Consider the following 21,140-nt stretch of genomic DNA (forward strand, 5'->3'; position numbering starts at 1 on the left):
ACACGAGAATTTAAGGGGCTGAGGCATTCTCGGCCCCTTTCCTTTTGCCCGCACTTGAGCGTACGACTAATCTCAAGATGATTCAGTCGATCTGGGGTAAGTTGGGCGGTGCCGGCATCGGGCTGGCGCTTGGAGGGCCGATTGGCGCGCTCCTCGGCGGAGTTGCCGGCCATGTTCTCATTGACCGGGAAGGCTCCCTGTTCGGGAAGCCGCCGCGCGACGTTCTCTTCACCATGGGTCTCGTGGCGCTGGCCGCCAAGATGGCGAAGGCCGACGGCGTCGTCGTCGACGTCGAGATCCAGGCCTTCGAGCAGCTCGTCGAGGTGCCCGAGAGCGAGCACGCCCGCGTGGAACGCCTTTTCAACCTCGCCATGCAGACCTCGGACGGGTTCGAGTCCTACGCCCGCCAGATCGCCGATGAGTTCAAGGACGAGCCTGCCCTGCTGGAAGACGTGCTCGACGGCCTCTTCCATATCGCCAAGGCGGATGAGGCGATCCACGAGGCCGAATATGCCTATCTCAAGGATGTGGCGACGATCTTCGCGTTCTCGGATATGGATTTCGAGCGCATCGCCGCCCGGCACGTGCTGCGCCAGGACGATCCCTATCTGATCCTCAAGGCCGACCGCAGCATGAGCGACGAGGAACTGAAGCGGCATTACCGCCGGCTCGTCGCCGAAAACCATCCCGACCGCGAGATCGCCCGCGGCCTCCCGCCGGAGGCGGTGAAGATCGCAACCGAGCGCGTGGCGGCCATCAACGCTGCCTGGGAACGCATTGCGGCAGAGCGGAAGATCAGGTGACGGGATGAGCGCGCTGCCCCCGGAGAGCCCGATCGCCGCGAAGGTGTTTCCCTCGCCCAATCACGGGGAGCGCAAGGACGGCCAGCGTCCCACCATGCTTATCCTGCATTACACGGGCATGCCGGACGAGGGCGAGGCGCTGCAATGGCTGTGCAATCCGGTCTCGCAGGTCTCCGCGCATTACTTCGTGTTCGGCGATGGGCGGGTACTCCAGCTCGTGCCGGAAATGCGCCGCGCCTGGCACGCGGGCCGCTCCTCCTGGGATGGGGAGACCGACACCAATTCCTGCTCCATCGGGATCGAGATCGCCAATCCCGGCCATCCGGGCGGACTGCCACCCTTCCCCGATGCGCAGATCGAGAGCGTCGCGGCCTTGGCCAAGGACATCGTCGCGCGCTGGCGCATTCCGGCAACGCGGGTGCTCGGCCATTCCGACGTTGCTCCCGGCCGCAAGGTCGATCCGGGCGAGAACTTTCCCTGGCAGCGGCTGCATGAGGCGGGTGTCGGCCATTGGGTCACGCCGGCGGCGACCAGCGACGGGCGCTTCTTCGCCCGCGGCGATCAGGGCATGCCGATCGAGGCGCTGCAGGCCATGCTGGTCATGTATGGCTACGGGTTGAAGATCAACGGAACCTTCGACGAGGACACGGAGAAGGTGGTCGCCGCATTCCAGCGCCACTTCCGGCCCGAGCGCGTCGACGGCGTGGCGGACGCCTCCACTATCATGACCCTGCGCAACCTGATCGCCACGCGGCCAGGGGCCAGCGCATGACAAAGAGAATTTTCGCACACCGGTCCATGCAGTCCGCGCCAGTACGCTGACCTGCACGATTTCGAGGACTTGGCAGCCGCGTCACCCTACGCCGAGCGCCCGCCGGAATCCGCATTTCCCAGGAATTCTGCGCCCTATCTAAGTCCTAGATTTATCGGGGCTGTCGGCAGAGGAACTCTCACGTGAGCCCGCACTTGTTAATGAAGGTCAAGGAGAGCGCCCATGTCCGACAAGAAATCGTCCGATCCCGGCGGGCAGCAGCCGGAAGCGGTGGCATCGCTGGAGGATGCCGCGAGATCCGGATCGAAGAAGGCCAGCGACCAGGGGCTGCGGGCCAAGCCAGAAACTGCGCCGCAACCGAATTCGCTTGAGGCGGAGGAGGCCAAGGCTGCGGAGATCCTTAAGCGAGGCGCCGAGAAGGACACCGGTAAACCGGTATAAGCACCACTCCCAGCGCCCGGCGAACGTACTTTTTCTGCCCACATCCAGGGAATGCCGCGCAGGCGCTCAAAAGCTGTCCTGTTTCATAACCACGGACTGACGCCAGATCGGCTTATAAGCGGCGATTGCCGACCTACACCTTGATCGAGTTCCCTCGACCATCATCCGCTCGGGCACCGATCACCTCCTTGCATTGCGGAGAGGAAAGGATGGTGCTCGGAACGCCGGCTAAAACCCGCCAACCGACCGGGAATTAAAAGAAAAACATTGTTGCTTTATTGCAAAGAGTTAACTCGCAACATTGTAGGAAATCGGCCACAATCGCCCTGCATGAAATCCGGTCTGGCAGAGGGTTCTTCGGTGCGGCGCGTCTGGGTGTGGTTGATCGGCATTGTCCTCGTGGCGGGAGGTATAGGCGTCGTCCTGTGGAAGCCGACCGGCGGCAATGCGTCCGATCAGGCCTACCGCCTCGGAGCAGTGGACCGCGGCCCGATCACGGCGAGCGTGCGCGCCACCGGAACGCTCAACCCGGTCACCACGGTTCTTGTCGGCTCGCAGCTCTCCGGCCAGGTCGTCGAAATCCTCGCCGACTACAACACGCCGGTGAAGGAAGGCCAAGTGGTGGCCCGGCTCTATTCCGAGCAGATCAAGTCGCGCCGGGACGCGGCTCTGGCCGATCTCGCCCAGGCCAAAGCCGACCTCGACACCAAGCGTGCGCAGATCGACAAGGCACGCTCGCTGCTCCTGCGCGCCGAGGCGCAGGCCAATGACCTTCAGGCGCAGCGCGACCGCAGCCAGGCGCAACTCACGGAGGCGCAGCGAAATCTCGACCGGCAGCGGGAACTGACCACCCGTTCCGTGGGAACGCAGACCGCCCTTGAGCAGGCTGGCACGCAGGTCGACATCCAGAATGCGAACCTCGCCTCGGCTCATGCGCAGATCGCATCGAACAAGGCCGAGACCGAAGGCCTCAAGGCGGACCTTGCCCTTGCCGAGGCCGGCGTGAAATCGGCGGAGGCGATCATCCTGCAACGCCAGGCGAAGCTGAAGGACATCGAGATCGATCTCGCCCGCACCGACATCAAATCCCCGGTCGAAGGCGTCGTCGTGAAGCGCGACATCGAGCTCGGCCAGACCGTTGCCGCCTCGCTCTCCGCTCCCACCCTCTTCACCATCGCGCAGGATCTGCGCGAGATCGACATCTACGCCAATATCGACGAGGCGGATGTGGGGCGCATGAAGGAGGGCCAGAAGGTCTCCTTCACCGTGAACGCCTATCCGAACCGCAGCTTCGAAGGCAGCGTGCGCATGGTGCGCCTCTCGGCGCAGACGGTGCAGAACGTCGTGACCTATACCGCCGTGATCGGCGTGCGCAACGAAGACCAGGCGCTGCTCCCCGGCATGACGGCGAACCTGCAGATCGTCACCGACGAGCGCGAGGACGTGCTGCGCATCCCGAACGCAGCCCTGCGCTTCCGGCCCACGATGAGTGTCGCTTCGAGCGACACGGCAAGCGAGGCACGCAATGATGCCTCGCCCAGGCGTCGCATGCGCAGCCAGGAGGCGCAGGCCGGCGCGAACGAGGGTACGGTCGGACGTATCTACCGTCTCGGGCCCGACGGCAATCCGCAGGCCGTGTCGGTGCGGCTCGGCGTGACGGACGGCACCTACACGGAGATCCTCCGAGGCAATGTGCAGGAAGGCGCAGCGATCATCGTCGGCGCGCCGCGCGCCGACGGCGGCGAGGATGCAGGCGCCGGCTCCGGCACGCGCCGTCCGCGCCCGCCGCGGATGTTCTAAAGGTGATGTCGTGGCACTCATTGAAACGCGCGATCTGAGACGGGTCTACGACCTCGATGCCGGTCGCGTGGTCGCGCTCGACGGCGTCTCCCTCGATATCGAGCAGGGGGATTTCGTCGCCGTGATGGGCCCGTCGGGCTCCGGCAAATCCACCTTCATGAATCTCGTCGGCTGTCTCGACCGGCCCTCGGGCGGGCAATACCGCCTCGCCGGCACCGAGGTCGAAAGCCTCGACGCGGACGGCCTCGCGCATTTGCGCAACCGCGAGATCGGCTTCGTGTTCCAGCAGTTCAACCTGCTGCCGCGCATCGATGCGCTGAGCAATGTGGAATTGCCGATGATCTATGCCGGCTTCGACCGCAAGGTCCGCCGCGAGTGCGCCCTGCAGGCGCTCGGCCGCGTCGGTCTCGCGGAGCGCGCCCATCACCGGCCGATGCAATTATCGGGCGGGCAGCAGCAGCGCGTGGCGATTGCGCGGGCGCTCGTGAACAGCCCGAGCCTGCTCCTCGCCGACGAGCCGACCGGCGCGCTCGACAGCCGCACGGCGAAGGAGATCCTGGGCCTGTTCCAGGAACTCAACCGGGAAGGCGCCACCATCGTGCTCGTCACCCACGATGCCGATGTGGGACGCCATGCCCGCCGCCTCATCCGCTTCCGCGACGGCCGCGTGATCGAGGATCACCGCCAGACCCCCGTCGATGCGCGGGATCTCGCAGCGGAGGCCGCCGAATGAGACTGATCGAGGCGATCCGCTCCGCATTCTCCGCCATCGCGGCAAACGCTCTGCGCAGCCTGCTCACCATGCTCGGCATCGTCATCGGCGTTGCCGCCGTCATCGCCATGGTGGCGATCGGCTCCGGTGCGCGCAATCTCGTCGACCGGCAGATCCGTTCGCTCGGCGCGAACCTCGCCATCGTCACGCCCGGCAACGTGACCCAGGGCGGCGCGCGGCTCGGCGCCGGGGCCGCATCGTCCCTCACCGACGAGGATGCGCATGCCATCCGGCGCGAGGTCGACGGCGTCGTCGCGGCAGCGCCCTTCGTGCAGGGCGGCGTGCAGGTGGTGGCCGGCGGCAGCAACTGGGGCACGCGCATCTACGGCATCGATCTCGACTGGTTCTCCGCCCGCGAATGGGACGTCGCCACCGGCCGCACCTTCGATCCGGAAGAGGTGCGCCGCGGCGACATCGTCATCCTTCTCGGCCAGACGGTCGCGCGCAATCTTTTCGGCGAGGACGATCCCATCGGCCAGAATGTGCGCGTGCGCAACGTGCCCTTCCGCGTCATCGGCGTGATGGCATCGAAAGGCCAGTCGGCCTTCGGGCAGGACCAGGACGACGTGGTCTTCGTGCCGCTCGATGCGGGCCGCCGCCGCGTGATCGGCCGCAACTACGCCAAGGACGGCTCCGTCGGCTCGATCTTCGTGAAATTCGCCAACGAGAGCGATATCGAGCCCGGCATCGAGAGCATGACGGAGCTGCTGCGCCAGCGTCACCGCATCATCGGCTATCAGGAGGACGACTTCTCGATCCGCAACCTGACAGAGATCGCGAACACCGCCTCGGCCTCCGCCAACACGCTCTCGATGCTGCTCGCGGCGGTGGCGGCGGTGTCGCTCCTCGTCGGCGGCATCGGCATCATGAACATCATGCTTGTCTCAGTGACGGAACGCACGCGCGAGATCGGCCTGCGGCTCGCGGTCGGCGCGCGCCCGCGCGACATCCGCAGCCAGTTCCTGATCGAGGCGACGACGCTCTCGACCCTCGGCGGCGCGCTCGGCATCGGCCTTGGTGCCGGCGCCGCCTATCTCGTGGCGCAGCTCGCCGGCTGGCCCTCGCTCGTCTCGACGAACGCGATCCTCATTGCGGTGGGCTTCTCCGCGCTGGTGGGAATCTTCTTCGGGTTCTATCCGGCGCAGCGCGCGGCGAAGCTCGATCCCATCGAGGCGCTGAGACGGGAGTGACATTTTAGGAGCGTCATCCCGGAGGAGCGACGAGAGAGGCTACCGTAAGCCGGCCCTTTGCTCATCGATGGCCAGGTACCTCTCGAACAAGGGGGCGATATGCCGGGCACCCGACAGGCTGAGATGATGATTGTCGAAGTACAACGGTTTCCCTTCAAGCATGACGGAACATGTCTCTTCCCGGCATAGAGACTCGTGCGGGACGACGCGGGCAACGTTGCGCTGACCTGCCAGCGTGTCGAGGAGATTGAGGATTTCCGTGTTGCGTCGAAGGTACGCGCTCTTCTTGGAGCCCAGCGCATCGATTCCCATCCCATTCCAAGCGTAGCGGGCAAGAGCGCTCGGCACGTCGATCGTCGCCCGCGGAATCGGATAGATGAGAACGACCTGTTTTCCGGACTCGGCTAACCTGCTCACGGAAGCGCGAAGGCCATCTGCATAGGTGAAAGAGCGATTGTCTTTGTCATTGTCGTAGAAGGCGATGAGGAAGACCGTTTTGATGGTGGGATGATCGGTCAGAAATCGAAGCGTCGCCTCGTTGTGCTTGCGGCAGCCGGCGCTTCCGTTCCCCATCACGGGAGGACAGGAGGAGTAGCTGACCTGCATCAATGATCGCTGATGCTGCTCGGCAAGCTGACCCAGCACAAAGGCGAGCTCCACCGCATGGCTGTCGCCCCAGATGGCGAATTCCGGCGGCACGGATGTGCCGAAGACACAGGATCGCGGCAATGGAAGCGCGCTGTTTTCGAGACGGTGGCAATCCATGCGCCGGGGACTGGAGTCGTTCTTGAAGCTTTCAAGATATGCCACTTCGGCAGGAACCCGAGACACCCAGCCCTTGGACACAACGCCCGCCAGCCCGGCGGCGATGAGGAAGACCATCGCCACTGGAGCCGCCGAGAAAACGAATCGGCGGTTGACGATGCCCTTCCGACGAAACGGCATCTCGATGTATCGCCAAGACAGAATGGCAACGCAGAACGAGAGAAGAAGAACAGAGACGACATTCCAGCCCGAGAGCTCGTCGATCAGATAATACCGCGCGAACACCATGATCGGCCAGTGCCAGAGATAGAGGGAATATGAAATAAGCCCGATGAACACGACCGGCGAAAGACTGAGGATCCGACCGCATGTCGTGTCGTGCGATGCATAGACGACAAGCGCGGCCCCCAGCACCGGCACGAGCGCATGGTAGCCCGGGAACGGCGTGCGCGCCGAGAAGAGGCAGACGGCAAATGCGATGAGCGCGATCCCGAGAAGGGCCAAACCCTCGCGCAGGATCCTGCTCTTGAGCGGTGGGACGAAGCCGAGCGCAAGCAGCGATCCGAGCAGGAGTTCCCACGCGCGTGTCGGAGCCATGTAGAACGCGAAGGACGGTGACCTCGGCAGGCTCCAGATATTCAGCAGGAACGACACGGCCGCCATCGCTGCAATGATCGCAATGAGCCTTGACCGGCCGAAGCGATGGAGCAGAGCGAGCGCCGGCGGAAAGAGAATATAGAACTGTTCCTCGACCGCCAATGACCAGGTATGCAGCAGCGGGATCAGGTCCATCTGGGCGTTGAAGTACCAAGACTGTCGCCAAAAGAGAATGTTTGACGAGAACAGGACAGTCGCGATCGCGCTTTTCGAAAGACTCATGAAATCTTCCGGCAAAAACAGGATCGCCGCAGCAGCCAGGCAGAATCCGATCACCGCCGTGAGGCATGGGATGATGCGGCGAATGCGGCGCTCGTAGAATGCGATCACCGAGAAGCGGCCCTCCCCCATCTCCGACGCGATGATTCCCGTGATCAGATATCCGGAGATGACGAAGAACACATCGACGCCGACATATCCGCCGGCGAAGAACGGAAGCCCGGCATGAAACAGCAGCACCGGGAGCACGGCCACGGCTCGCAAACCATCTATTTCGGAGCGATAGTGCATTGAGTGGCGCTGCCTATCCCTGAAACGAGTGATGTATGCAGTCTTGAACCGTCGATACGCAGGCCGCCCGCGTTTGGTGGAGCAGCAAAGCGGCGTCATTATTCTGCGCTGCCAAGTAGCGGCACGCATCGCGCACGGACGATTGCGGCCCGCCCTTGAACAAAGGATAGAGCACCTGATTCAAAAGTGGACCCGCCCTCGCTTTCGATGCCATGGGCCCGGCCACCATCGCATCGGGTCAGCTTGACCCAAGTTCGGAAACCGGCATCGATCTGCCTCCACTTCGATCTGCCCCAGTGACTGGGATCAGCCGCTGAGAACATGTCGAGGAGCGGTGAAGGCGCACCAGTCTAAATTAGCCAGCCGGCCGGTGGGCATCATGGGGTCGGGCGGCGCCGGAGATGCGACCGAACAGGGACGAGAACGATGCTCATGCGACCTTGCGGAAGAAAATCCTGAGGGGCATCCACTTCATGGCACGCGCCAAAAGAGCGCATCGTCGCGAGCCTGCAGTTTACCACCTTGCGCCAGTGTCGGGGCGTTGCTTGCAACGGCCTGAGATGGAAGGATTTCTCTGGTCGCCCTCCAAAGGTCTTTGTCAGGACCGCAGCGCGTCGAAGCGGGTTGACATTAAGAGACATCTGGCAACACTTCTGTCCTTGCTAGAACATTATTAGCAGAAGTCGGACATATTCCGCATCGGCTTCTGCGTTCTGCTCAATTTCATGACGCTCACGCGGCGCTCTTTGGGGGCCGCACGCATTTTGCCGACCGAGGCACCCGCTGCCGACGTCGCCGGAAAGGTATTGCTTTGACGACTTTGTATGTTTCTCCAACCGGATCCGGCACCAGGGACGGTTCTTCCTGGGCCAATGCAGGTACGATTTCCAGCCTCTCAAGCTTCATCACCAAGGCCGGCGCGAACGGAGAGGTTCTTCTGCGCGCCGATCAGGGCGCCTACAAGGTGACCGGTCAGACAACCATCCGGGCGGGTGGCGAAGCAGGAGCGCCCGTCACGATCCGTGGCGTGGATGCGACCGGCAAGAGCATGGATGCGCAGTTCGTGGGCACGCGGGCGGCCGACTGGACAACAGGCAAACCCGAAGGAACGGAGGTCTTCCGTCTCCTGGCCGGCGCCGACCATCTCAAATTTCAGAACATGGCGTTCGAGAACATCGGCAACGGCGCGTTCCGGATCGGTGCAGACATCAGGAATCTGACCCTCGAGCACATGCAGGCAAACAACGTAAGGCGATTCCTCGAGGATACGGTCTCGAGCGGATATGCGAGTGCCAGTGTCGACGGGCTCACCGTGAGAGATGTGACCATCGGCAAATTCTCTCAGAATGCCATCAAGCTCAGGTATGACAGCAGCAACATTCTTATCGAGAACGTCACCGGGCACGGTGATCTGAATACACCCGAGAAGTACGTGCAGGGTATCGCGCTCGACGACACGGCACACAATGTCGTATTCAGAAATGTCGCGATGCACAGCAGCAACGCGCGAGGTTCGAGCACCGAATACTGGAACGGCGACGGATTCACCACGGAGACCGGCAACTACAATATTCGGTTCGAGAACACGATGGCGTCGGGCAATACCGATGCCGGCTATGATCTCAAGTCGAGCAGCACGGTTCTGATCAACACGATCGCGGAGGGCAACAACCGCAACTACCGTTTCTGGAGCACGTCGATCAGCATGGAGGGCGGGCAAAGTCTCGATCCTCGCTATTTCGGCGGCAGCGCCTCGACCGATCATTTCTGGCTCGCAGACGGCGCTCATGCGAAGATCAGCGGCGGCTCCATCCTGGATCGGAATGCCAACGTAACTGTATTCGATCTGTGGAAGACGGGTGCGGTGCTGGAAGTCGACGGCACGACGATCGACACGATGGGGAAGTGGTCGGGGCTCGGATCGAACTCCCAGGTTGTCATCATCACGCCGCCCGCGCCCGAGCCTGCTCCCTCGCCCGTTCCGCAGACGATCACGAGCACGGCGGGTCATGACGAGCTGCACGGCACCGCGGGCAGCGATACGATCGATGGCCTAGGCGGTAACGATGCCCTCTCGGGCGGCGGAGGGAGCGACAGGCTGACGGGCGGCCTTGGTCAGGACATACTTTCCGGCGGCAGCGGAAAGGACTTTTTCTGTTTTACTGCCACCAGCGAGTCGGGATCATCCAAAACTGTCGACACGATCAAGGATTTCGTGATCGGTGAGGACAAGATCGACTACTCGGCGATCGACGCGAGCACCAAGAGTACGGGCAATCAGTCCTTCGTATTCATCGGCGACGCCAAATTCAGCAAGGTGGCTGGTGAGCTGCGTGCCTTCAGCGTCAATGGCGTTACGGAGGTCCACGGCGATGTGAACGGCGATGGTCATGTCGATATCTGTGTCAAGCTGAGTGGTGCATTGCGCCTGACCGCCCAAGATTTCATCCTCTAGCGTGTGAGACGGTAGCATCGGATATGTCCCCAAATGTCGTCTACTTTGGGAGCAATCCAATGCTACCGGCAACAACGCGAGCGATCCGTCGGCTCTGCAAACTGCCGGCGGATTTTTCTAATGCATCCACTTTGGTGGTATCGACGCTCTTTTGGATTGCCGCTTGTTGCGTGAGAGGCTGGATTTTCCGCGCGAACCCGAGAACGATCGTCCGGCTTGAGGCACATTTCGTTCATACAAGGCCCCTCATCGAGGCGCCACAGAGGTACTTCGTCCGATGTAGTCGATGCTCGTCGAGCACGCCCGCAACCTCAGGCGACGAGAGCCAGCATGATCCGCCAAGCTGTCGCGCCCCTTGCTATCAGTCGTCCCAAGATGTTCTTCGGGGATTGACAATCGATGGTATAGGGTGTCATCTGGCCGCAAGCAGTTCGGCCCGGATTTGCTTTTGACTACATTGCATATTTGTTGATCAGTACGTTGTTTCACAGAAGGCCGAACATCGTTGACTCGCAACTAGGTCTCGATAACCAAAGCGTACTTTTTTCGGGCGCCGCCCGTGAGCGGCATGTACCCACAGCCCGCGTAGCGTGATTCATATCGGGAAGCAGCAGGACGGAGATGCGCTCTCGTTTTTGATCGAGCAAAGGCCGAAGTCATGCGCTTCAACACATCGACACTTTGCGGTTTGCTCTGTTCCATTGCGATGATCGGCCTCCCGATCCGCGCGGCTGCCGACGATTATCGACTCGGCCCGCAGGACAAATTGCGCATCAGAGTTGTCGAATGGCGGGCTGGTAGCGCCGAATACTTTGATTGGGCAGTCTTTGCCAACGAATATGCCGTCAGCGCCTCCGGCACCGTCTCCTTACCGCTCATTGGAAGCCTTCCCGCAACCGGACGAACGACGGAGGAGTTCGCGACCTCCGTTGCGGAGACATTGCAGAAACGAGCCGGACTCTTGCGCCCGCCGGAAGCCACAGTCGAAATCGTTCAGTACAGGCCGGTCTATGTTGTCGGGACCGTGCAGCATTCGGGGGAATATCCCTATCGGCCCGGGATGACGGTCCTGCAGGCGATAGGTTTGGCGGGAGGCATTTTCCAGCAGCCCGGAACGGAGGCCGGTCGTACGGAGAAAGACCGCATTACGGCACAAGGGGTCCACGAAATTGCGCGTCTCGACGCTCGTCGGCTGCTCGTCCGTCGAGCGCGTCTCGGCGCCGAGCTCGAAGAGACCAGGCAGATCGCGACACCCGAGGAACTGCGCAATGACGCCGACGTCGCGCGCTTGATCGAGACCGAGTCAGCCGTCATGAATGCCCGCAGCGAGGCGCTAAAGTCGCAGCTGCTGGCCTTCTCTGAAATCAGGAACCTGTTCTCCAGGGAGGTCGAGGCTCTCGAGCAAAAGATCGAGGTCCAGAACAGGCAAATTGCCCTTGCCCGCCGTGAACAGCAGACCGTCAGTGCCTTGGTCAACAAGGGCTTGGCAGTTACCTCCCGAGAGTTCGCCCTGGAGCGCACATTGGCGGACCTCGAGAGCAAGCTGCTCGACTACACGACGGCCGTCCTCCGCGCCAGGCAGGAGATTAGCAAGGCGGAGCGCGCCGCAGACGACCTGAAGGCCGAGCGGAAGGCAAGGATCGTTACCGAGAAGCAGGATACCGAAGCGCAGATCGACCAATCCAAGGCACGTCTCACGACCGCTTTGAGTCTTATCAACGCAGCGACGGACATCACGCCCCAGCTTCTCCTCGAAAAGCCGCTCGAAAAGCCGACGACGGTGTTCACCGTCATCCGCCGGGTTGGCACCAACACTGTCAAGACCGTCGTCGATGACACGGCAATGATCGAGCCAGGAGATGTGGTGCAGGTCGACCAAGTCGTTGGAGAGAGCGTCTCACCCGGGAAAGCCAGCATGAGGGCCGCCACAGAAGAGTCACTAACCCGATAAGAATGAATGCCCGATAGAGAGGCAAACAATTGGAGGAAATGCATCGAACAACCCGTCGGAGTGAGTTGGGCACCACCGAGGGTGGGTTCGAAGGAAGAGCTTCAAGGAGAACCATTACGCCAAGGTCGACATCTAGAGGAAAGCGGCATGAGATCGATCTCAACGGAAGGGCTCGAAAGGCCGGACAATGTCAGCGCCGGCGCGGTTCCAATGCTACAATGGTTGCGCATAGAAGATCTGCTGGTTGATCCAGCGTATCAAAGGCCGATCGTCGGCCAAGGCCGGCGCAATGTTATGAGAATTGCGAAATCCTTCTCCTGGTCCTGCTTTTCCCCCGTTGTCGTCTCACCGATCGAGGGGGGAAAGTTCGTTATCATCGATGGGCAGCATCGGACCACAGCGGCGGCGCTTATCGGCTTCGACAGCGTCCCCTGCCAAGTGGTCATCGCTTCGCGGGAGCAGCAAGCAGCCGCCTTCAAAGCCATCAACGGAATCACCGTGGCGATCTCGCCAATGGCTCTGCATGCCGCCGCGGTCGTGGCCCGCGAGCCCTGGGCCATCGACACCGCCGATATCTGCCTCAGGGCCGACGTCGAGCTGCTTCGTTATCCGCTTCCTGTCGAGCGCCAGCGCCCTGGGCAGACCATGGCCGTTGGCGCGATCACGCAATGCTTGAAGCGCTTCGGTCCGGACACGTTGATTACGGCACTGCAATGTGTCACCCAAACTGCAAACAACAAGCCGGGCGCGCTGACCTCGCGGATGATCCGTGCCCTGTGCGAGGTACTCCACAGCAACGGCCATTGGAGAGATAGCGGGCTTGCCCTGTTGGAGGCATTCGATACGATCGAGCTGGCCGCGATCCAGACGCGGGCGGCAGTATACGCTGGAACGATGCGCATCAGCCAAGTCGAGAGCATCAGAGACCAGATCCGCGCGGAGCTGAGCCAATTGCTGCCCGCACCAGACGTGCAAATTTCGGGGCATTCGCCACCGAGGAGCGTCACCCATGGGGTGAGCTCGCTGTCCGAAAGACACTGAAGGTTCCGCTGGAGAGGCCGGAACATGCGATGTCGCGAACATATTGCGCGGAGCCAGAGGCCGTCATCGGCGGGAAGTAGCATCGCTATCGGAGATCGATGAGCATGGAACTGAATGTCCCGACATTCTCCCCCTACGTTGTCGGAGGCGTATACCTGGCTCTTCTTCCGCTGACTCTGTTCGCGCTGCTCCGCCACGGAGATGCGGCGACACGCTTTCTGGTTCTCGCTCTGTGGCTGCGCTATCTCCTCTCGGCGCTCCACCCATACACATACCCGCCGATGGCGGGTGGATTGTCGCTGAATGCGCTGGGCTCGATCATGGTCACGGCGATCGGGCTCCTGATCATCGACCGGCGCCTTCTGTTGCTGAAGGTCTTTGGAGGGGTCTATCTCGTAGTCGCCGCGACGGTCGCCAGCGCGAGCATCAACAATCCTGCAGACGTTGTCGGCAGCCTGACAAAATGGGGATACTTCGTTGTCCTCACGGCGGCGGCCTTCCAAGCGCTCGGTCGCCACGGTTCCGGCGCCGTGTTTGGCACCTTGATCGTTGCCTTCCTGCCTCCTCTCACCCTCCAGGCCTTGTCCGTCGTCGTCGGCCTAGGCAAGTTCAGTACATCCGATAGCTCGATATGTTTTATCGGCGGGTACAATCATGAGGCCGCATTCTCGATCATCTTGCTGACCTTCCTCTATTGCGCATGTTTCCTCGAGCCCAAGCGGCCGATCCTCACCATGGTGTGCATCCCCATTGCACTCGTCGCGCTGCTTCTGGCCAACTACCGAACCTCGCTTCTCGCTGCGATCCCTGTTGTCGTTGCGGCCCCGCTTATGGGAGCGGTCCGGCGCGTTTCACCGTCCGACCGACCATACGTGCTCGGCGTGTTCTGTCTTGCGGGCGCCATGCTTTTCTATGTCGCGGTCATTGCCCTGCAAGAGCGCTTCAACGATCTGTTCGTCACGCTGGCCAACCTCTCCGACCTCGTGAAGCCGCCGGAGTATTATACCGCGTCCGACGAGGAGCTGCTCTCGGCCCGTGCCGTCATCTGGAGCCGGTATATCAGCGCCTATCTCGAAGGTTCGCTCCTCAACCTTGCCTTCGGTTTTGGTCCAGATTCCTGGGAGGATGTCTTCACGCGATATGCTCACAACACATTCATATCGTCGCTCTACGAGATTGGAGTCGTCGGCCTTGCCAGCATGATCGTCCTGTTCGTGTCGAACTTCAGGTTCGCCTTTGCCAGCGCGCCCGCATATCGCCCTCTCGTTGTCGGCGCGCATGTGGGATTTCTCATTCTCAACCTGGCAACGATGCCGCTCTGGCTGATCGAAGGAAATATCCTTCTTGCTTTGACGCTAGCCTATACCTTGCACGTGCAGAGGCCCAGATATGTTCATGTCGTTAGCAATCCGCCTCAGGTGCGGCCATTCCCCATCTAGGGGCGATCGTGAATGGAGCATCAGGCCTGGCAATGAAGGTTCTCAGATCCTCACCTCCTGAGGGTCGGCACTGGTATCACGCACAGCAGGGCAAAGACGGTCGTAAATATCCATGACCTTTTTCGCATGCGTGCTTGCCGAGACATCAATGGCAACCCGGGCGCGCTCATGGCTTCCGAGAGCGACGGCTTCAGGCGCCATCAGGATGTCGAGTGCGACCTGAGCGAATTCGTCCGCGGCGCCCGGCATGGGGATCAGACGGCCCCCACGCCAGGCATTCCAAATCTCCCGATAGCCGGCATCGTCGGTAGCAACGTATGGCGTTCCAACGATGGCTGCCTCGACGAGTGTGCGGCCGAATGGCTCACGAACGGAGGTCGCGATCAGAAGGTCCAGTGCCGCGATGTTTCGTTCTCCCGGCAGATGAAACCCAGCGAATGTCACCCGCTCGGCAATCCCAAGATCCTGCGCCATCCGCGCGAGGTCGCGTTCCGTCCAGTTGCCGTCACGCCCGAAGACCACGAAATGGCAATCGGCTCTCACCCGCAGCAATCTCGAGCAGATCTGCAGGAACAGGTCCGGGCGCTTCCAGAAATGGAAATTGCCGACAAACCCGATCAGGACTCGATCCGACGGGCAGCCATGTTCGGCTGCAAACCGGCGCGCGTCCGCCCGCTGTGCGCTCTTGGCATCGATGTGGATCGGGTTGAGCACCAGCGTGCTTCTGGCCGGCGCGACGAATGGAATATTGTCCTGGCATGACGCCGAGATGCAGATGACCTCATGGGCGAGACCAATGAGAAGGCGCTTCGGAAGCGTCATCCGATTGAGCGAGCGGTGGTGATACACGACACGCTTTCCGGCAAGCCGCGCGACGGGTCCCCAGGACTGCATCGTCCGCAAATCGTTGAAATGAACAACGCTTTCCGCTGGAAATGTCCCTGCGATTTGCAGGCGCGCGAACAACCGACGCGCGTCATACAGCGGATGATGACGGGATGTCGGCGCCTCATTCGTCGGGATGACGCGAAGCCCACTCTCGATCGCTTGGCGGGCGATCAGAGTGCCTGCCGAGCAGAGGACGCAGCATTGAAGTCCGAACTCCCCCTGGAGCGTTCGCGCGAGAGTAAAGGTGGAAACATGGCTCCCGCCCATCTCACTGCCCACGAACGGGAACACGACTGCCCTAACGCCTCGCCCCCTGGACTGCGCCTTCGACGTCGTCATTTAGAAACCCATGCGCCCAACCTGTCACGGGCAGAACCGGCCAGCGACGGGAACGTGGCATGTACGCGTCCGCCATGCGAAGTCCCGCGCGTCGCGTCCTGTGCGTGACCATATTCCTGGTAGTGTCGGATTCGTCTCATGTCCACGCCGTTCAGGATGGCGCCGACGCATTGAGGCTTTATGCTTTCTTCAGCCGCCAGGACCTCGCGAATGAGCTCCTTCGACGTCTCGCCCCATTTGACGACCAGAAGAACACAATCGACCTTTCTCGCAAGAATCCTCGCTTCGCTCCCATCATTCAAGGGCGGCAGATCGACGACGATGTACTTGAAGTGCGATGCCGCATCCCGAAGCATCTCGTCGAACTGCTCACCGGCCACAAGGTGGCTCGGATGCGGCATGTCCGGACGCCTGACCAGGGGAAGCATCGCGACCCGAGGAACCGGGCCGCAGCGCCATGCGTCATTCCACCGGCATGAACCTGCGAGGACATCAAGAAGACCGAGCTTGGCCTCCGGAGCAAGCACCATACTGAGATGCGGATTCCTCGTATCGCCATCAATCAGAAGGGTTGGCCCTTCCTCTCGCCCGAGAAACATCGCGAGATTTGCGGCGACCAGCGACCTGCCTTCCTGCGGAGCGACTGACAGGACACCAATGACCTTCGAGCTTTCCAAGCCCCTTTCAGCAATCGAAAGTGACACCGATCGGAGTGTTTCCGCAAATCTCGAGGCAGGAAAACGATCGACGAATCTGGCAAGGTCATAAGACACCCCGTTTCGATCGCTCGATTGCTTTCTGGTAGTAACGCCATATCCGTGTCTTTTCGCGCCAGGGGGGATGGAAATGGCCGGCAGCAGCCCGAGGCACCGCAACCCGAGCTCTTCCCTGACATCCTTAGCAGTTCGGACCGACCTGTCGCGATACTCGCGCACGGCGCCCCAGGCCCCGCCGGCGACCGCACCTACGAGTGTAGCGAGAACGATGCTGATGAAGGGCTTCGGCTGGCTGGGCTGCAGCGGCGGAGCCGCCGCGGTCACAACCCGGGCGTCGCTCAAGGGGAAGGATTGCTGCTGAATAGTCTGCTGATAGCGCTGCGAGAACGTGTCGTAGAGGCCCTTGTAGGTGTCCGACGCACGCTCGAGCTCTCGCAGTTGGACAAGCTTGGCGTTTGCGTTCGCGGCAATCGAAATCAAATCATTCACATTGCGGTCGAGCTGCTCCAGTCTGGCCTTCGCAACCTCGAAGTCACTTTCGTAGCTCTGTGCGACGGAAGCCAGTTCGGTGAGTATCTGGTGCTGGACCAGGGCCTTTTCGTTTCGATACTGGATCGCCCGTTCATGCTCCGGCCCAAAGCGCGCACTGATCTCCGCCTCCCGCCTCCCGGCTTCTATGTAGCGCGATTGCAGGTCGTTGATGACATTGTCCTTGAGGCCCTCGCCGACCAATGTTTCGACCTGATTTGAATTCAGGACATAGCGAATTCTGTCCAGCCGAGCGCTCGTGCGCGCCACCTCCCCACGAGCTGCAGCGAGTTGACCGTTGAGTTCGGAAAGCTGCAGGTCCGTGACGAGTTGCCCTCCGACGGCAATGAGATTGTTGCTGGCGCGGAACTTTTGAACGGCGAGGTCCGAATCGACGGCCTGCTGTCGAAGCTCTTCGAGCCGAGCAAGGAGCCATGCATTGGCGCGCCGCGTAGAATCGTATTTTCCCTCCAGCTGATCAGCGAGATATGCCTCGACATAACTGTTGACGATGCGAGCCGATTGCTCGGCATTTGCTCCCGTGTAGCTGATCGAAATGAGATAGGTCTTGCCCACCCGCGTAACTGCCGTCCGACGCAGGAGGCGGTACACCGCGGTCCATCGCGCGGCCTCCCGTGCCCGCGCTTCATCGGGAGCGGTTGGGGGGGCATCCTGAATCAGTGCGACGAGGGAGCGAATGGTTCGGTCGATCGAACGGCTTACCCAGGTGAGGACCCAGCCGTCATCCGTCCAAAACAACTGATCGTCAACGAGGCGCAGGCCGTCGACGACGGCGAGTGCAATCTTTTCGGATTTCAGGATCTCGACCTGACTATCGACCACGGTCGAGGAATCCACCGAGCCGATCTCCGTAACCGCCGAGACGTCCTGAACGGCGCGGACCTGACGCCGATCGATCATGATGCTGGTGGTAGCCGTGAACAGGGGCACAGATGTTGACACGAACACGAGCCCGACCAGCGCGCCCAATAGTGCGAAGAGAAGGATTATTTTCAACTGCCGTCTGATAGCCGAGAGAATGAACCTCACGTCGAAGTAATCGTCCTGATCTCTCCCATGAGGAAGGGCCAATGTCGGCTCGTCGAGAGTATTTCGCGCGAATAGCTGCAGCATTCGGTTCCTCGCAACTCACACAGGCACAGAAGGACTACACTTCTCGATTAGGTGGGATCCAGGGGGGCAATGAAACCCTCGCAGCCACGGCATCCCATGCCACGGCGCCCTTTAGACCCAGCAGTTCCAATGTCTTCTTCTTATCAATCTATGGCGCTGACGGAGCATAGCCAGTCGTTATCGCCCCGACCAACCGCATCATGAGAGAGCTCGGTCAGGAAGAATGTAGCACGCCTTCCATCTGACGCTCTAGCTTGCCTCGGGCAAGTTTAAATTAGCTCTCATTCAAACAGCGTGATGACGCTTGCCCATTCCTGCCGTTCGAATCGTGCTCAACCCGCCAGCGATGGAGAGACGAGTGCCGGCGGCTGCCAAACCTTGCGAACGGATGATGGCATGGGAAACAGGTGCCAGCGGCAGTTCGTACAGATTTTCCACCCGAACGAGTATCGGGTCACTCAGAATGACCGAACCATCTCTGAGACGAACAGTTCAAGTCGCGCCCGAATCTTCCTTTGCGGTTCGGATAATAAAGCCAAGGCTCACAATACTGGACAGGATCGCGTGAGACTAATTTAGCGCATCGCGAGCATCTATGCCGGACGGGCTCCGGCGGTTGTTCTTGTCGAGCACCGCATTATAAAACCCAGCGACAACTTTATGCTTGCCGAGCAAGGCCCACAACCGCGCGTGGGTCAGCTGAACATTTTGCAGTAACGGTGCGTTCATATTCGCTACGTGCAGCCCCGGTAACAATTCCGTTGCGCGTCAGCTTGCTGCTTCTCCGCACCACGAGATTGCACATTGATGACAGTAGGACCGCACATGGCCATGCTTACATCGAGGCTGACAGTCCCATACGACTTTCATCGCTCATCGCGCTCGCGACGGGGGGAATTGTGCAAGCGCGCGTTCGATCTGATTTTTGCCAGCGCGATACTCATTTCCGTAGTGCCGATTCTGCTCGCCATCGCCGTTGCAATACGTCTCGACTCGCGCGGGCCCATCTTGTTCCGGCAGACCCGCGGAGGGATGAACGGCCGTCCGTTCCGGATGTACAAATTCCGCACGATGTCGGTCACCGAAGAGGATGGAGCGATCACCCAGGCGACGCGCGGCGATCCACGCATTACGCCGCTCGGACGGCGCCTTCGGAAGTCAAGTCTCGACGAACTCCCCCAACTGCTGAATGTCATCCGAGGGGAAATGTCACTGGTCGGACCTCGTCCGCACGCACTTCAGCACGATATAGAATTTGGAAAGATCGTCGACGGCTATGCACTGCGGAACCAGGTGAAGCCGGGAATCACGGGCTTGGCGCAAGTTAACGGCCTTCGCGGCGGAGTATCGACGGTGGACGCGATCCAGAGACGTGTCGATCTCGACATTGAGTATATTACGCATTGCAATCTGCGCCTCGACCTCTTGATCCTTGTTCGGACAATTCGTGAGGTGCTTCGTCAGACGAACGCATACTAGCGAAACGATCCAGCTGGCGATCAGCTGAATCGGGCGTTGAAGCTGGCAATTCTCCGGCGTGACTGGATCGTCGTCGCAGATGCTTCGGATCGACCCATTTTCAAACGCTCTGACGTCGAGACGTATCAATGGGAGAACCGAATGCCGATCTCACCGGACAGATTGATGTCGACGTGCGGTGCGAGATGCCGATTTCGACCTTTCGCCTATGCGGGCCTGGCATCCAGCCTCGGCAGCGCACTCACACGAGCGCTTGCCGGGATAGCGCTTCTGGCAATCGTTAGTGAATCCTGCCTCGCCTTGAGCCAAGGAGCGCAGATCCTGTACATTTCACCCGTACCGGCAGGCTCAGAAGATGGAACCGACTGGTCGAATGCCGGCTCGCTCAATCGACTTCCCGAGTTCATCGCGAGACTTGCGCCGGGAGGTTCGATTCAGCTGAAGGCTGATGCCGGACCCTATCGGGTCGACAGGCAGATCGCGATCCGGAACGGCGGCGGCGACCGCGCGTCGATCACGATCCACGGTGTCGACTCGAAGGGAAATCCCGCGAATGCGGAGATCCTTGGATTGCGTGCAGAACCCTGGCAAAAGGGCGCTCAGGCCGGCTCCGAGATCTTTCGCCTCCTGACCGGGGCAAACCATCTCACTTTCAAGAATATCTCGTTTCGGAACACGGGTGACGGCAGCTTCCGCGTGGCGGGCAACATCCGCGGCCTGCATATCGAGGACGTCTCCGCCCGGAATGTTCGTCGCTTCTTCGACGTCAACCCAAGTGGCACGGAGCAGAAGGCCCAGGTCGACGATCTGACGATCCGGCGCGTGGATGTCCGAGGATTTTCCAAGGGGGCAATTCGCATCAGGGGCGATTCAAGCAACATCGTAATCGAAGATGTTCTTGGCGACAGCGAGCGCCAGGATGGCGACAATTTCGCGATCGGTATCGCCCTCGAGGACACGGTTCATGATGTCGCCCTGCGACGCGTGGAAATGATGAATAGTCATGACAGCACGAACGAATACTGGAACGGCGACGGTTTCACGACAGAGCGCGGTGTCCGTAATGTCAGCTTCGAAGACACGACGGCATCCGGGTCCACCGATGGTGGATATGACCTCAAATCCTCCGCGACCACGCTGCGTCGTCCCATTGCCGGCGACAATAAGCGCAATTACCGCATCTGGGGCGACGCCGCGATCATCGACTGTGTCAGCCGCGATCCGCACAAACGTGGTGGAAGCGGTTCTCAGAATCATTTTTGGATTGCCAAGGGCGCCAGAGCGGATGTCTCCGGCTGCGAGATAGAGGATTCTGATGAGCGGACCACGGCGTTCGAGATCGAACCCGGAGGATCGCTCACGGTCCAGAACTCCTCCATCAAGACCAATGGAAAGGCGTCGCTGGTCCGTGAGGGCGGCCGTCTCGAGATCACGCCAAGCCAGTAACAGCCAGATCGAGG

Annotated in this window: 15 protein-coding genes; 12 read left to right on the forward strand and 3 right to left on the reverse strand. The window is 60.9% G+C overall.

Annotation, left to right across the window (positions count from 1 at the left end; translation table 11 throughout):
• The first annotated feature begins 77 nt into the window (after positions 1 to 77).
• From JKL46_RS12865 to JKL46_RS12890, 6 genes are all read left to right on the forward strand, one after another.
• Positions 78 to 803 carry a TerB family tellurite resistance protein gene (locus JKL46_RS12865; protein ID WP_201833327.1) on the forward strand — a complete coding sequence of 242 codons (726 nt, stop codon included), beginning with the start codon at positions 78 to 80 and terminating at the stop codon, positions 801 to 803.
• Between the two features lie 4 nt (positions 804 to 807).
• Positions 808 to 1,575, forward strand: a complete 768-nt coding sequence (locus tag JKL46_RS12870; protein WP_201833329.1) for an N-acetylmuramoyl-L-alanine amidase — start codon at positions 808 to 810, stop codon at positions 1,573 to 1,575.
• Positions 1,576 to 1,797: 222 nt separating this feature from the next.
• Complete coding sequence (locus JKL46_RS12875; RefSeq protein WP_201833331.1) at positions 1,798 to 2,016, forward strand: hypothetical protein; 219 nt, start codon at positions 1,798 to 1,800, stop codon at positions 2,014 to 2,016.
• A 330-nt stretch (positions 2,017 to 2,346) separates the two neighbouring features.
• Entirely contained in the window at positions 2,347 to 3,816 is a 1,470-nt protein-coding gene (locus JKL46_RS12880; protein ID WP_201833333.1) for an efflux RND transporter periplasmic adaptor subunit, read from the forward strand.
• Positions 3,817 to 3,826: 10 nt separating this feature from the next.
• A complete protein-coding gene (locus JKL46_RS12885) occupies positions 3,827 to 4,549 on the forward strand; it encodes an ATP-binding cassette domain-containing protein (protein ID WP_201833335.1) in 723 nt (240 codons plus the stop codon).
• Positions 4,546 to 5,778: an ABC transporter permease gene (locus tag JKL46_RS12890; RefSeq protein WP_201833337.1), complete on the forward strand. Its 1,233-nt coding sequence runs from the start codon at positions 4,546 to 4,548 to the stop codon at positions 5,776 to 5,778. The genes JKL46_RS12885 and JKL46_RS12890 overlap by 4 nt, the downstream gene beginning before the upstream one ends.
• A 39-nt stretch (positions 5,779 to 5,817) precedes the next feature.
• On the opposite strand, the gene JKL46_RS12895 is transcribed toward JKL46_RS12890, so the two are convergent.
• Complete coding sequence (locus tag JKL46_RS12895) at positions 5,818 to 7,839, reverse strand: acyltransferase family protein (protein ID WP_343074055.1); 2,022 nt, start codon at positions 7,837 to 7,839, stop codon at positions 5,818 to 5,820.
• 682 nt (positions 7,840 to 8,521) lie between these two features.
• On the opposite strand from JKL46_RS12895, the gene JKL46_RS12900 reads away from it, so the two are divergent.
• The 4 genes from JKL46_RS12900 to JKL46_RS12915 all read left to right on the forward strand — a co-directional run bounded on the left by JKL46_RS12900 (position 8,522) and on the right by JKL46_RS12915 (position 14,596).
• Positions 8,522 to 10,165, forward strand: coding sequence for a calcium-binding protein (locus tag JKL46_RS12900; RefSeq protein WP_201833341.1), 1,644 nt, complete (start codon positions 8,522 to 8,524; stop codon positions 10,163 to 10,165).
• A 658-nt stretch (positions 10,166 to 10,823) separates the two neighbouring features.
• Positions 10,824 to 12,116 (forward strand): polysaccharide biosynthesis/export family protein, encoded by a 1,293-nt coding sequence (locus tag JKL46_RS12905; RefSeq protein ID WP_201833342.1) that lies wholly within the window; start codon positions 10,824 to 10,826, stop codon positions 12,114 to 12,116.
• Positions 12,117 to 12,263: 147 nt separating this feature from the next.
• Positions 12,264 to 13,157 (forward strand): ParB N-terminal domain-containing protein, encoded by an 894-nt coding sequence (locus tag JKL46_RS12910; protein ID WP_201833343.1) that lies wholly within the window; start codon positions 12,264 to 12,266, stop codon positions 13,155 to 13,157.
• Positions 13,158 to 13,261: 104 nt separating this feature from the next.
• A complete protein-coding gene (locus JKL46_RS12915; RefSeq protein WP_201833344.1) occupies positions 13,262 to 14,596 on the forward strand; it encodes an O-antigen ligase family protein in 1,335 nt (444 codons plus the stop codon).
• Between the two features lie 42 nt (positions 14,597 to 14,638).
• Here the strand turns inward: JKL46_RS12915 and JKL46_RS12920 are convergent, their stop codons facing one another.
• Positions 14,639 to 15,490 carry a glycosyltransferase family 4 protein gene (locus JKL46_RS12920; RefSeq protein ID WP_201833345.1) on the reverse strand — a complete coding sequence of 284 codons (852 nt, stop codon included), beginning with the start codon at positions 15,488 to 15,490 and terminating at the stop codon, positions 14,639 to 14,641.
• A gap of 329 nt (positions 15,491 to 15,819) precedes the next feature.
• The gene (locus JKL46_RS12925) at positions 15,820 to 18,159 is read right to left on the reverse strand and encodes a Wzz/FepE/Etk N-terminal domain-containing protein (RefSeq protein WP_201833346.1); all 2,340 of its coding nucleotides are present in this window, start codon (positions 18,157 to 18,159) and stop codon (positions 15,820 to 15,822) included.
• 867 nt (positions 18,160 to 19,026) lie between these two features.
• Between JKL46_RS12925 and JKL46_RS12930 the strand changes: the two genes are divergently transcribed.
• Together JKL46_RS12930 and JKL46_RS12935 are read left to right on the forward strand one after the other, a co-directional pair.
• Positions 19,027 to 19,680 (forward strand): exopolysaccharide biosynthesis polyprenyl glycosylphosphotransferase, encoded by a 654-nt coding sequence (locus JKL46_RS12930; protein WP_246529289.1) that lies wholly within the window; start codon positions 19,027 to 19,029, stop codon positions 19,678 to 19,680.
• Positions 19,681 to 20,376: 696 nt separating this feature from the next.
• Positions 20,377 to 21,126 (forward strand): hypothetical protein, encoded by a 750-nt coding sequence (locus JKL46_RS12935; RefSeq protein WP_201833347.1) that lies wholly within the window; start codon positions 20,377 to 20,379, stop codon positions 21,124 to 21,126.
• Positions 21,127 to 21,140: the final 14 nt, after the last annotated feature.

Origin of the sequence: Microvirga zambiensis WSM3693 (assembly GCF_016735695.1) — a bacterium.
GTDB lineage: Bacteria > Pseudomonadota > Alphaproteobacteria > Rhizobiales > Beijerinckiaceae > Microvirga > Microvirga zambiensis.